This is a genomic window from Leucobacter sp. UCD-THU (assembly GCF_000349545.1).
Taxonomy (GTDB): Bacteria; Actinomycetota; Actinomycetes; order Actinomycetales; family Microbacteriaceae; genus Leucobacter; species Leucobacter muris.
On the sequence record NZ_KB714600.1, the window covers coordinates 63,551 to 75,985 of the forward strand.

14 protein-coding genes are annotated in these 12,435 nt (G+C 72.5%); 9 read left to right on the forward strand and 5 right to left on the reverse strand.

Annotated features, from left to right (window positions below; genetic code table 11):
- Positions 1-99: 99 nt before the first annotated feature.
- The gene (locus H490_RS31020) at positions 100-774 is read left to right on the forward strand and encodes a VanZ family protein (RefSeq protein ID WP_017883154.1); all 675 of its coding nucleotides are present in this window, start codon (positions 100-102) and stop codon (positions 772-774) included.
- Here the strand turns inward: H490_RS31020 and H490_RS19795 are convergent.
- Positions 746-1,831, reverse strand: a complete 1,086-nt coding sequence (locus H490_RS19795) for a sensor histidine kinase (RefSeq protein ID WP_017883155.1) — start codon at positions 1,829-1,831, stop codon at positions 746-748. The genes H490_RS31020 and H490_RS19795 overlap by 29 nt on opposite strands.
- Entirely contained in the window at positions 1,818-2,483 is a 666-nt protein-coding gene (locus tag H490_RS19800; protein WP_031289718.1) for a response regulator transcription factor, read from the reverse strand. The genes H490_RS19795 and H490_RS19800 overlap by 14 nt, the downstream gene beginning before the upstream one ends.
- A gap of 87 nt (positions 2,484-2,570) precedes the next feature.
- Between H490_RS19800 and H490_RS31630 the strand changes: the two genes are divergently transcribed.
- The 4 genes from H490_RS31630 (at position 2,571) to H490_RS32610 (ending at position 7,713) form a co-directional block, all read left to right on the forward strand.
- Positions 2,571-3,266: a M15 family metallopeptidase gene (locus tag H490_RS31630; RefSeq protein ID WP_017883157.1), complete on the forward strand. Its 696-nt coding sequence runs from the start codon at positions 2,571-2,573 to the stop codon at positions 3,264-3,266.
- A 130-nt stretch (positions 3,267-3,396) separates the two neighbouring features.
- On the forward strand, positions 3,397-4,575 hold the full coding sequence (locus H490_RS19810; RefSeq protein ID WP_017883158.1) for a zinc-dependent alcohol dehydrogenase: 1,179 nt from the start codon (positions 3,397-3,399) through the stop codon (positions 4,573-4,575).
- Positions 4,576-4,629: 54 nt separating this feature from the next.
- A complete protein-coding gene (locus H490_RS19815; protein WP_017883159.1) occupies positions 4,630-5,538 on the forward strand; it encodes an SDR family oxidoreductase in 909 nt (302 codons plus the stop codon).
- 78 nt (positions 5,539-5,616) lie between these two features.
- The gene (locus H490_RS32610) at positions 5,617-7,713 is read left to right on the forward strand and encodes an NAD-dependent epimerase/dehydratase family protein (protein WP_017883160.1); all 2,097 of its coding nucleotides are present in this window, start codon (positions 5,617-5,619) and stop codon (positions 7,711-7,713) included.
- A gap of 64 nt (positions 7,714-7,777) precedes the next feature.
- Here the strand turns inward: H490_RS32610 and H490_RS19825 are convergent, their stop codons facing one another.
- Both H490_RS19825 and H490_RS19830 read right to left on the reverse strand, forming a co-directional pair.
- Positions 7,778-8,392 (reverse strand): HEAT repeat domain-containing protein, encoded by a 615-nt coding sequence (locus H490_RS19825; RefSeq protein WP_017883161.1) that lies wholly within the window; start codon positions 8,390-8,392, stop codon positions 7,778-7,780.
- 56 nt (positions 8,393-8,448) lie between these two features.
- Positions 8,449-8,778, reverse strand: a complete 330-nt coding sequence (locus H490_RS19830) for a hypothetical protein (RefSeq protein WP_017883162.1) — start codon at positions 8,776-8,778, stop codon at positions 8,449-8,451.
- 175 nt (positions 8,779-8,953) lie between these two features.
- Between H490_RS19830 and H490_RS19835 the strand changes: the two genes are divergently transcribed.
- The gene (locus H490_RS19835; RefSeq protein ID WP_017883163.1) at positions 8,954-9,790 is read left to right on the forward strand and encodes an alpha/beta fold hydrolase; all 837 of its coding nucleotides are present in this window, start codon (positions 8,954-8,956) and stop codon (positions 9,788-9,790) included.
- 122 nt (positions 9,791-9,912) lie between these two features.
- Here the strand turns inward: H490_RS19835 and H490_RS19840 are convergent, their stop codons facing one another.
- Positions 9,913-10,752 carry an SDR family NAD(P)-dependent oxidoreductase gene (locus H490_RS19840; RefSeq protein ID WP_017883164.1) on the reverse strand — a complete coding sequence of 280 codons (840 nt, stop codon included), beginning with the start codon at positions 10,750-10,752 and terminating at the stop codon, positions 9,913-9,915.
- A 182-nt stretch (positions 10,753-10,934) separates the two neighbouring features.
- Here H490_RS19840 and H490_RS19845 point away from each other — a divergent pair, with 182 nt between their 5' ends.
- The 3 genes from H490_RS19845 to H490_RS19855 are packed head-to-tail and all read left to right on the forward strand — an operon-like array spanning position 10,935 to position 12,435.
- Positions 10,935-11,225 (forward strand): hypothetical protein, encoded by a 291-nt coding sequence (locus H490_RS19845; protein ID WP_017883165.1) that lies wholly within the window; start codon positions 10,935-10,937, stop codon positions 11,223-11,225.
- Entirely contained in the window at positions 11,225-11,407 is a 183-nt protein-coding gene (locus H490_RS19850; protein ID WP_017883166.1) for a hypothetical protein, read from the forward strand. Before H490_RS19845 ends, H490_RS19850 begins: the two co-directional genes overlap by 1 nt.
- A 50-nt stretch (positions 11,408-11,457) precedes the next feature.
- Positions 11,458-12,435 carry a DUF4031 domain-containing protein gene (locus tag H490_RS19855; protein WP_017883167.1) on the forward strand — a complete coding sequence of 326 codons (978 nt, stop codon included), beginning with the start codon at positions 11,458-11,460 and terminating at the stop codon, positions 12,433-12,435.

A 12,435-nucleotide genomic window follows, 5' to 3' on the forward strand; every position in this document is an offset into this window, starting at 1 on the left:
ACGAGGCGCGGACGGCCGCGCACGCCGGCGCACGACATATCGTCGACGTATCGAAAACCGCGAACGCGCTCGCAACACCGCGCCGTATTGACTGGCGGCATGCCAGAGCGCACCGTCACCCGACCCCCGCACCACCCGCGAGCCGCGGGCCCCGGCGTCGTCGCGCCCGTCGCGCCGCCCCCACCGGCCTCGCACCGCACCGCACCGACGCCGAAGCGTGCGCTCGTCGTCGCGATGCTGCTCTGCTATCTCGCGCTGCTCGTCTGGGTGGTGGTCTGGAAGCTCGAGGCGCCCCACGTCGGAGACGGGGGCCGCGGCCCGATCAAGCTCGTGCCCTTCGCCGCCACGGCGGAGTACGGGGCGAGCGCGCCGCGCGAGGTGCTCGCGAACCTGCTGCTCTTCGCACCCCTCGGCGTCTATCTCGGGCTGCTCTCGCCGCGGGGCGCCCTGCTGCGGGTGCTGCTCGTCGCGGCCGCGACGAGCCTCGCGCTCGAGACCGCCCAGTACGCGCTGGCGGTCGGCAGCGCCGACACGACCGACATCATCGTCAACACCGCGGGCGGAGTCGTCGGGCTCGCACTGGTCATCGTCGCTCGCAGAACGCTCGGTGCGCGAGCCGGGGCGGAGCTGACGAGGTGGTGCCTCGTCGGCACCGCGGTCGCCGCCGTCGCCTGCGTCGCCGTGTTCGTCTCACCGCTGCACTCCGCGCAGCGCGACGTGACGGTGCGCGCCGACACCCCGCTCGTCACCGGGCCAGACGAAATCGCGCGGTGACGCGCAAACCGCCCTCGGGGCGCGCCGCGAGCACGAGTTCGCCGTCGTGGGCGCGCACGATGCTCTTGACGATCGCGAGGCCGAGCCCCACGCCCGCGTGATCGCTGCGGATGCGTTCGCTGCCGCGCCGGAACGGCTCGGTGAGGGTCGCCACGAGCTGCGGGCTGAGCCGCTCCCCCGTGTTCTCGACGACGATCACCGCGTCCCCGGCCTCGACCGAGGTGACGAGTCGCACGCTACCGCCACCGGCGAGATGGTGCACGATCGCGTTGTGCAGCAGGTTGATCGTGGTCTGCAGCAGCAGCGCGTACGAGCCGTCGGCCTGCGCGACGTCGCCGCTCACCTCGACGCCGACGCCGTGCTTCTCGGCGAGCGGCAGCAGCGTCTCGGCCGCCTCCTCGGCCACGAGCGAGAGGTCGACCGCCTCGCGCGCGAACGAGCGCTGATCCGCGCGGCTCAGCAGCAGCAGAGCCTCGGTGAGGTCGATCGCCCGCCCGTTGACGGCGCGCAGACGCTCGAGCAGCTCGCGATGATCGTGATCCGGATCCCTGCGCGCCACGTCGATGAGCGTCTGCGTGACCGCCAGCGGCGTGCGCAGCTCGTGCGACGCATTGGCTGCGAAGCGCTGCTGCTCGGCGACGTGCGCCTCGAGCTGCGCGAGCATCGTGTCGAAGCTGTCGGCGAGCTCGCTGAACTCGTCGCGCCGCCCCTCCAGCTCGATGCGGTGCGAGAGCGAGCCGCCGCCGGCGCGACGGGCCGCCTCCGTGATGCGGCGCAGCGGCACGAGCATGCGCCCGGCGAGGAACCAGCCGCCCAGCAGGCCGAAGCCCAGCAGGAACAGCAGCGCCCAGGCCGCCGCGGGCAGGAACGCGCGAATCAGGTCGCCCCGTCCGGGGAAGAACCCGTCGGGGCCGGAGGTCGCGTTCGGCGGCACGTACCGCAGCAGGAACAGCCACACCACCGAGAGCAGCAGCGTTCCCGCCAGCATGAGGAAGCCGGCGTAGCTGAGCGCGAGCTTGAGCCGCGCGCTCGGACCGGACCGCCTAACCGCTGGCATCGATCCGATACCCCACGCCCGGCACCGTGGCGATCAGCCACGGCTCGCCGAGACGCTTGCGCAGCGCCGAGACCGTGATGCGCACGGCGTTCGTGAACGGGTCGGCGTTCTCGTCCCACGCCTTCTCGAGCAGGTCCTCGGCGCTGATCACACCGCCGTCGGCCGCGACGAGCACCTCGAGCACCGCGAACTGCTTGCGCGTGAGCGCGACGTAGCGCCCGTCGCGGTAGACCTCGCGCCGGAACGGATCGAGGCGCAGCCCCGCGATCTCGCGCACGGGCGGGCGGCTGTGGGCGCGGCGGCGATCGAGGGCGCGCAGGCGCATCACGAGCTCGGGCAGTTCGAAGGGCTTGGTGAGGTAGTCGTCGGCGCCGAGCTCGAAGCCCGAGGCCTTGTCATCGAGGCGGTCGGCGGCCGTGAGCATGAGGATCGGCATGCCGCTGCCCGACGCCACGATGCTGCGCGCGATCTCGTCGCCCGAGGGGCCCGGAATGTCGCGGTCGAGCACCGCGATGTCGTAGGAGTTGACGCTCAGCAGCTCGAGCGCGGTGTCGCCGTCGCCGGCGATGTCGGCGGCGATCGCCTCCAACCGCAGGCCGTCGCGCACCGCCTCGGCGAGATAGGGCTCATCCTCCACCACCAGCACACGCATGGTCACCATGCTACGAGCCGCCGTGTATCGCGAGCGTATCGAAAAACGCGTACGCACCGGCAACAGCCCGGGCCGTTGACTGGGGGCATGCAACGCACCCCCTCCGCCACCCGCGGCCGAACGGCGATCCTCATCGCCGTGCTCGGCCTCGTCCTCGCCACCGCCGGCACGATCACCGCCATCATCGCCCGCCCCGCCTCATCGGCGCACTCGCTGGAGCGGAACGGGGTGCCGGGCCCGGATCCCGCGCGCTCCAGCATCACCCGCGACCTCGACAGCCCCACTCCCGAAGCCCCGGCGTTCGCTTCGGCGGACGGCGACGGCCGGGTGACCGGTGACGACGGGCTGCTGCCGGCCGGGGCGACCGTGTTCGACGACGGCTACGCCGGCATCGCGGGACTGCGGCCGGAGCTGCTGGAGGCGCTGCGCACGGCAGCGGTCGACGCCGCCGACCACGGCGTGGAATTCGTGGTCAACAGCGGCTGGCGCTCGGCCGAGTACCAGCAGCAGCTGCTGCGGGAGGCCGTGTCCGACTACGGTTCGCTCGACGAGGCGGCCCGCTGGGTCGCCACCCCGCAGACCTCGGCCCACGTCTCCGGCGACGCCGTCGACATCGACGGCGCCGAGGCCGCAGCCTGGCTCTCGTCGTACGGCGCCGCCTACGGTCTCTGCCAGACCTACGGCAACGAGCCGTGGCACTACGAGCTGATCCCGCAGGCCGCCGCGAGCGGGTGCCCCGGCATGTACGCCGATCCGACCGAGGATCCCCGCATGCAGGGGTGAATCCGCCGTCGCTCCCGTCAGCCGCCGGAAGATACGGCAAGCGGGCTGTGATTACCAGGCCCTTGTCGCACCCGTCCGTCGCCGGAAGCATGGAACGCACCCCAGCACCCCACGCGGCGAAGGAGCGATCGTGCGAGCCCTCACCTGGCAAGGCAAACGGAACGTCTCCGTCGAGACGGTGCCCGATCCGTCCATCCGAGAACCCGACGACGCGATCATCGAGGTCACCTCGACGGCGATCTGCGGCTCCGACCTGCACCTCTACGAGGTGCTCGGGCCGTTCATGGACGCCGGCGACATCATCGGGCACGAGCCGATGGGGCGGGTCGTCGAGGCCGGCCCCGCGGCGGGCGTCGCGGTCGGCGACCGTGTCGTCGTACCGTTCACCATCTCGTGCGGCGCCTGCTGGATGTGCGGGCGAGGCCTCACGACGCAGTGCGAGCGCACGCAGGTGCGCGAGTACGGATCCGGCGCGGCGCTCTACGGCTACTCTCGGCTCTACGGCTCGGTGCCCGGCGGACAGGCCGAGTACCTGCGCGTTCCGTTCGCGGGCTTCAACCCGGTCCGCGTCGGCTCGGAGCTGCCCGATCACCGCTACCTCTTCCTGAGCGACATCCTGCCCACGGCCTGGCAGGGCGTGCAGTACGCGGGCATCGGGCCGGGCGACACCCTCACCGTGTACGGTCTCGGCCCCGTCGGCCAGTTCGCGGCGCGCATCGGCGCCCACCTCGGCGCGCGGGTCACCGCGATCGACCCCCTGCCCGAGCGCCGGGCGCTCGCCGAGCGCTACGGGGTGCAGGCCTTCGACCTCACCGACGACGTGAACGAGCAGATCCGCGACACGACCGACGGCCGCGGCCCCGACGCCGTGGTCGACGCGGTGGGCATGGAGGCGCACGGCTCCCCCGTCGCGAAGCTCGCGCAGCAGACCGTGGGGCTGCTGCCCGATCCGGTGGGCCGCAAGCTCATGGAGACGGGCGGCGTCGACCGCCTCGCGGCCCTGCACGGCGCGATCGACCTCGTGAGGCGCGGCGGCACGGTCTCGCTGAGCGGCGTCTACGGCGGGCAGGCGAGCCCCATGCCCCTGCTCACCCTCTTCGACAAGCAGATCCAGCTGCGCATGGGCCAGTGCAACGTGAAGGCCTGGGTCGAGGATCTGCTGCCACTCGTCGAGGATCCGCTCGACCCGCTGGGCACCGACGACCTCGTCACCCATCGCGTGCCGCTCGACGAGGCTCCCGCGGCGTACGAGATGTTCCAGAAGAAGACCGACGGCTGCATCAAGGTCGTGCTCGATCCGCGCACCTGAGCAGGGCCGTCACCGTTTCACCCGCACCATCTGCACCGACCGAAGGAGGCACCCGTGTCCGACCACTCGAACACCGACCAGCTCACGTTCCAGAACCCCGTGACCCGGTTTCCGCAGATCTCCCCGCCCGAGCAGCACCAGCCCGAGCCCGGGCTCGACCAGAAGCTGATCCCCCGCACCGACCGGGGGCAGCACAGCTATCGCGGCACCGGCCGTCTCGAGGGTCGCAAGGCGCTCATCACGGGCGCCGACTCGGGCATCGGCGCGGCCGTCGCGATCGCCTTCGCACGCGAGGGGGCCGATGTCGCACTGTCGTACCTGCCGGCGGAGGAGCCCGACGCGCAGGAGATCAAGGCCGTGATCGAGGAGACCGGCCGACGGGCGATCCTGCTGCCCGGCGACATCTCGGATCGCGGCTTCTGCGAGCAGCTCGTGGCCGACGCCGTCGAACAGCTCGGCGGCCTCGACGCACTCGTCAACAACGCCGGCCGGCAGATCGCGATCGAGGACATCGCCGATCTGAGCGACGAGCAGTGGACTCGCACCTACGAGACCAACATCCACGCGATCTACCGCATCACCCGGGCCGCCGTGCAGCACATGCCGCCCGGTTCGACCATCGTCAACACGACCTCGATCCAGGCCTACAAACCCTCCACCCACCTGCTCGACTACGCCTCGACCAAGGCCGCGATCAACAACTTCTCGAAGGGCCTCGGCCAGGCGCTCGCCCCGAAGGGCATCCGGGTGAACGCCGTCGCCCCGGGGCCGATCTGGACGCCGCTGCAGGTCTCCGACGGTCAGCCGAAGGAGGCGCTGCCCGAGTTCGGCAAGGACACCCCTCTCGGCCGCGCCGGCCAGCCGACCGAGCTCGCGCCGGCCTACGTGTTCCTCACGTCGCCCGAGTCGAGCTACGTGATCGGCGAGACGCTCAACGTGAACGGCGGCACCCCGTCACCCTGACCGCCTCGGCCCGCAGACGCCCAGCAGCGCGGGCCGCTCCACCCCCATCGAACCCGACCCCCACCCAGGAGGCCTCCCATGCGAGTAGCAGTCGTCGGCGCCACCGGCAACACCGGAACCGCCGTGCTCAGAGCCCTCGCCGACGCCCCCGAGGTCACCTCGGTGCTCGGCATCGCACGACGCATGCCCGACACCGACGTCGATCCCTACTCGGGGTGCGAGTGGGCCTCGATCGACATCGCCGCCGCAAGCTCGCCCGACGAGGCGGGTCGGGCGCTCGAGGCGGCGTTCGCGGGCGCCGACGCGGTGATCCACCTCGCCTGGCTGATCCAGCCCAACTCCCAGCGCAACCTGCTGCGGCGCGTGAACGTCGACGGTACCGAGCGGGTCGCGCGGGCCGCCGCGGCGGCCGGGGTGCGGCAGCTGGTGGTCGCCTCGTCCGTGGGAGCCTACTCGCCGGACGACGGGGCGGCAGCGGGGGCCGGCGCCGACCGAGGCGGGGATCGGGAGGCCGGGGCCGACCAGGGCCGCGGGGCGGGCCCGGATCACCGCGGCGAGACGGACGAGCTGAGCGGGCCCGACCTGCACCACGGCCTCGTTCGGCGCGACGAGAGCTGGCCCGTGCGGGGCGTGCGCACCTCGCACTACAGCGTCGACAAGGCGGCGCAGGAGCGCGTACTCGACGAATTCTCCGCCGCCCACCCCGAGGTGACGGTGACGCGACTGCGGCCGGCGCTCGTCTTCCAGGAGGACGCGGCTTCCGAGATCCAGCGCTACTTCCTCGGCGACTGGCTGCCGGTGCAGCTGCTCGACTCGGCGCAGCCGCCCGCGCTGCCCCTGCCTCGCGGGCTGCGCGGCGTGCAGGCGGTGCACGCCGACGACCTGGCGCGCGCCTACGTGGCGGCCGTCGTGCGCGGGGTCGGCGGGGCGTTCAACATCTGCGCCGACGACGTGCTGCGCCCGCAGGACCTCGCCGACATCATCGACCACGGCAGGTACGTCGAGCTGCCCCCGCGGCTGGTGCGGGCGTTCCTGTTCGGCGGGCACAAGGCAGGGCTCATCGCGGCCGACGAGGGCTGGATCGACATGGCGATGGCCGTTCCCGTCATGGACAGCACGCGGGCCAGGACCGAACTCGACTGGCGGCCCCGGCACACCGCCGCCGATGCACTGCGGAGCCTGCTGCGCGGCATGGTCGAGGGTCGAGGCGCCGGTTCGATCCCGCTGCGCCCCCGCGATCCCGAGGACACGCGGCTTCCCGCGTCGGGTGAAACGGTCGGCCGCGGGGCCGACGACGATGCGGGAGTGAAGAACGGGCCCCGGATCCCGGACCGCGTCTCGCGCGAGCTGCTGGGGCTCTACCTCTCGGATCACCTCACCGGAGCGACCGCCGGAGCCGATCGCGCCGAACGCATGGCGGCCTCGGCGATCGACACCCCCGTCTACGCGCGGCTGTCGGAGACGGCCGAGGAGATCCGCCTGGAGCGCACGTTCCTGCAGCAGCTCATCGACGACCTGGGGCTGCGGCAGCGCGGCTACCGCCAGGCCGTGGCCTGGGCCGGCGAACACCTGGGACGGCTGAAGGGCAACGGGCGGACGTTCTCGCGCTCGCCCCTCACCCTGGTGCTCGAGGCCGAGCTGATGCGCAGCGCCGTCGTCGGCAAGCTCGGGGTGTGGCAGACGCTCGGCGAACTCGCCGCGGAGCTGGGGCTGGATCCCGACACCTTCGCAGATCTGGCCGAGCAGGCACGGCAGCAGGCGGCCGTGTTCGACGAGGTGCACGAGTACGCGCGCGAACACGCGTTCCAGGAGGACCGGGAGACCTTCGGGCCGCAGCACACACGAGCAGGAGCCCCGATGCACGCGCAGAGCGCCGATCCCGAGCACCCGGGCGCCGACGCCGAACCCTCGAGCACCGATCCCTCGCCGTCCGATCCCGATCCCTCGCCGACCGATCCCGACACCTCGCCGACCGATCCCGACGCCTCGCCGTCGGGTTCCGGCTCGCGACCCGGGCCCGACTCCGCGCAACCCGAGGAGGCCGAGCGCGCAGCCCCGGCCGACATCGCCGAGAAGCCGGGCACCTCGCAGGTCTCGCACGAGCACGAGGACGAACTCGTCGACGAGTGGGGCCGCGAGTCGTTCCCGGGCAGCGACCCGCCCGCGCACTACTAGCGCGGCGCCCTCGAGCGCCCGGACGCGTCGAAGACGCGGCGCCGGCTCAGACCGCCGAGCGCCCTCAGGCCCCGTCGAGCGTGAAGCTCGCTTCGGGATCCTCGATCAGCCGCAGGGTGGCGCGGGCGTGGCGGGCGCGCGGCGACCCCGACCCGTCGTCGGCAGCCCGCACCGCGGCCTCAGCCGCGTCGCCCAGCTCGACGAGGGCGCGGCTCAGGCTGCGCATCACCTCGATGTCGCCCCGGCCGAGTTCGAGCGCGAGTTCCCGCGCGAGGTCGGGGTGCGCATCGAAGGGCGCCAGACCCGCGGCGGTGCGCCAGGCCGCACGGGCCGCCTCGACATCGGCGTCGTGCAGGTGGGAGGCGCGGATCGCCGGCCAGGCCCTCGCGTCGCCGAGCTTCGAGAGCGTGTGCAGCGCCTGGCCGCGCGCCTGCGGACGCGAGGCGTCGACCTCGACGAGCAGGCGGTCGAGCACCGGCTCGCGCGGCAACCGCGTCAGCGCCCACGTCAGCATGTCGCGCACGTAGAAGCCGGGTTCGACCGCGCACCGCTCGACGAGGGGTTCGAGGTAGGCGTCGTGGGGATGCGTGCCGGCGGTGAGTGCGGCCTGCAGACGCTCCGATGCGTCTTCGGCCTGCAGCGCGCGTTCCAGCGCCGCGGCCCTCGTGTGTGCGGGCAATCCTGTCCCTCCCGGCTGCGATTGCATCTCTTCAGCCGGCCCGGCGAAGCGGTCGGTCACAGCGGCGCGGGGTGCTTCGCCGCGTACGTCTCTGCCTCCTGCTCGCCCATCACGATCATGCCGCGGCCGCCGTGCGAGGTGCCCGAGAGCACCGAGAGCCACACCTTGTTGATCTGGGGCGCTCGGCTGCCCGCGAAACGAAAGGTGAGCGGGCAAGAGGGCGAGAGCCAGATCGAGTTGCGGCCCGACCCCTCCTCCGGTGAGCAGGTCCAGCTCAGAAAGAACGACTCCTGCTTGCGCAGTCGTGCACCGACCGCCGATTTCAGATGCGCGAGCAGGCGGTCTTCGAACGCGTACCTGCTCCCGTCGTAGATGAGGTGTCCCATGTGCCCATGGTCGCACCGATCCTCCGAGAAAGACAGAGCGGGCGGACTCCGCTTCCGGCCGCGCCCGGGCCAAGACGCGCGGCCGATCACGCATCGGGGCCGAGCGCAACCCCCTGCGCGCACGGCGCACCCTCCGTAGCGTGGAAACGGACGACACGAGGAGGAGGCGGACCCGATGACCGAGATCACCGCGCATCACGGACTGTTCAAGAACACGAATCTGCACGTCGACGACCCCGGGGGCAGCGGCCGCCCGGTCGTGCTGATCCACGGCTGGCCGCTCTCGGGCGAGTCGTTCGCGGCTCAGGTCCCGGCGCTCACGGAGGCCGGATATCGCGCGATCACCTACGATCGTCGCGGCTTCGGCCGCAGCGACAAGCCTCTCACCGGCTACACCTACGACACGCTCGCCGAAGACCTGCACACCCTGCTCGAGCAGCTCGACCTGCGCGACGCGACCCTCGTCGGGTTCTCGATGGGCGGCGGCGAGGTCGCCCGGTACTTCGCGAAGTACGGGCCCGAGCGCGTGCGCAGCGCCGTCTTCGCGTCGGCCGTGCCGCCCTACCTGCTCAAGACCGGCGACAACCCCGACGGCCCGCTCGAGAAGTCGCAGGCCGCGAAGATGACGGCCGAACTCACCGCGAACGAGGACAGGTTCTACGACGGGTTCCTCACCGAGTTCTTCTCGGTCGACGGCGTGCTGCAGGTCGGCGAGGAGCAGCGGCTGCGCGCCTTCGAGATGGCCAAGCAGGCGAACAAGGCGGCGGCGCTCGCGTGCATGGCCGCGTTCGCCACGACCGATTTCCGCGACGACCTGCCGGCCATCACCGTGCCCACGCTCGTGCTGCACGGCGACGGCGACGCGACCGTGCCTTTCGAGGGATCCGGCGCCCGCACGCACGCCGCGATCCCGGGCAGCGAACTCGTGATCCTCAGGGGTGCGCCTCACGGGGCCAACGTGAGCCACGCCGGCGAGTGGAACGAGGCGCTGCTCGACTTCCTCGAGCGGTGAGGGCGAGGGCCGCGCTGCGGTCGAGACGCCGGAGCCGGGAGACGACCGGCTCGCGGTGAGCGGGGCGCGATGAGCGCCGTGCCGTGGAGCCCGCTCCGACGCGCGCGATCCGAGGCGCGCGGTCAGCGCCCCGTGAAGCGGTCCATCGACGAGTAGACGTGGAAGACCCGATCCGCGATCAGATCCCACACGCGGGTCGGCAGTGCGCCTCGCAGCGCCATGGCGAGTTTCACCGTCCACGGCTTCGACACGAGCGGCCGGCCGGCGAGCATGCCCTCCCACGCGGCGCGTGCCGCGCGGGCCGGCGTCATGATCGGGGTGAGCAGCGGGCCGCGGGCTCCCTCGAACATGCCCGTGGAGATGTAGCTGGGGCAGAAGGTGGTGACGGCGATGTGCGCGTGTCCGTCGCGGGCGAGCTCGAGGCGCAGCGACTCGCTCCAGCCGATCATCGCCCACTTCGAGGCGGCGTAGACGCTCATGCGCGGGTTGGCGAGGGTGCCCGCGGCCGAGGCGATGTTGAGGATGCGCTTCGGGCGGGAGCGGTCGGCGAGCATCGCGGGCAGCAGTTCGCGGGTGAGCCACATGGGCGCGAGCGAGTTGACGCGCATGGTGAGCTCGATGTCGCGCTCGGGATCGTGCTCCCAGAACAGCGCCCCGCGCACGATGCCGGCATTGTTGACCAGCACGTCCGCAGCGCCGAGCTCATCGACGGTGCGCTTCGCGGCCTCGCGGATCGCCTCGCGGTCCGACACGTCGACGGCGTAGGCGCGCACGCGGCTGCGCGGTCCGTCGAGCTCGGCGGCGAGCGCCTCGGCGCGATCCCGATCGACGTCCCAGAGGGCGACCGCGGCCGCGCCCTCCTTCACCGCGCGGCGCGCGTAGAGCTCGCCCATGCCGCGGGCGGCCCCCGTGATGAGCACGGTGGCGCCGGTGACGAGGGTGCTGGTCGACTTCGCTGTCATGCGATCACCGTATCCCGCAGGCTCGGCGGCTCGGGCTCCCGCCGGACCGGGCCGTCTCGCGCGCCGAGATCCGGCGCCCCGCTCTCCGTTCTCCACCCCCGGGCACCCGACGCCCCTTGCGCGCCGGGCGCGATTTGTACAGGGGGTGGTTCTGCGCGCGCACCGGTGCGTACCGTGGGGGCATGGATGACCTCATCGAACTCGTTTCTCCCGAGCAACTGCCCGAGGAGACCGCGACGCGGTTCCTGCTCGAGGGTGTCGTGGTCGCGGTGGAGCCCGAGGGCGGGCGCTCGTGGTGGTTCCCGCAGCTGGAGGTGAGTCTCGTGCAGCAGGAGCTGTCGGCGGACGGATCGTTCGCGGTGAGCGGCCACCGCGACGCCGGATCGTTCGCCGAGGCGCTCGCGGTGCTGCGGCAGCTCGCGCAGCATCCGCCCGGCACCCGCGGCGCGGGGCACTCGGAAGGGGGCGCGTGATGACCCGTTATGTGTGCCGGGAGTGCGGCGCCGACGCCGTGACCGTGTCGCCCGACGGCAACACGCTGCCGTCGGGCGCCGAGACCGTGGTCGAGCACGTGACGCACTGCTCCAATCCGGCGTGCGACCGGGCAGACCCGGCCCGCGCGACCGCGGCCGACTTCGTCGCCGCCGACGAGTAGCGCGGCAGGCAGCGCTGCCTCGCGCGCCGCGGCAGGACTACCCTGAAGAGATGGCGATCCTCATCGACCCGCCCGCCTGGCCGGCGCACGGCATCCTCTGGAGCCACCTCGTCTCCGACTCCGGCTACGACGAGCTGCACGCGTTCGCGAGGCGTCTCAGCGTTCCGCGCCGCGGCTTCGACCTCGACCACTACGACGTGCCCGCCTCGCTGCACGACCGGGCGATCGCGCTCGGCGCGCTGCCCGTCACCGCGAGGGACGTCGTCTTCGCGCTTCGCAATGCGGGCCTGCGCGTGCGGCAGGCCGAGCGCGAGGCCGTCACGCCCCTGCGCCGCAGGCAGTTCCTCGTCTCGGAGTGGGCGAGCCTCGGCGACCTCATCGGGGCGGGCGCGGCGCGCAGCGCGCAGCACGACTGGCTCGCCGTCGGTGAGACGCTCATCGCCCGCTGGAACGAGGCGCACCGCAGCTATCACGACGAGCGCCACCTCGAAGACGTGCTGCTCGCCCTCGACCAGCTCGCCACCCGCGGGGAGCGCGTGTCGGCGGACACGCTGCTGGCGGCCTGGTTCCACGACGCGGTCTACACGGGCACCGGCGACGACGAGCTCGCCTCCGCCGAGCTCGCCACGAGCATGCTCGCGCAGCTGCCCCTCGATGCCGCGCTGGTGAGCCGGGTGGGCGAGTTCATCGTCGCGACGACCCCGGCCAGGGAGGTTCGGGATCCCGCAACCCCGCTCGCCCACCTGCTCGACGCGGACCTGTCGATCTTCGCCGCCGCGCCCCACCGCTACCAGCAGTACTCGGAGTCGGTGCGGCTCGAGTACGCCCACGTGCCCGAGCCGGACTTCGCGTCGGGCCGATCCCGCATCCTCAGCACCTACCTGGAGCAGCCCGCGATCTACCGCACCGGTACCGCGCAGCAGCTCTGGGAGCAGCGCGCCCGCCGCAACGTGGAGCTCGAGATCGAGCGGCTGCGGGGCGGCGCCGCGGGCGCGGCGCAGCTCGGCCCGACAGCACCGACTCGGTAG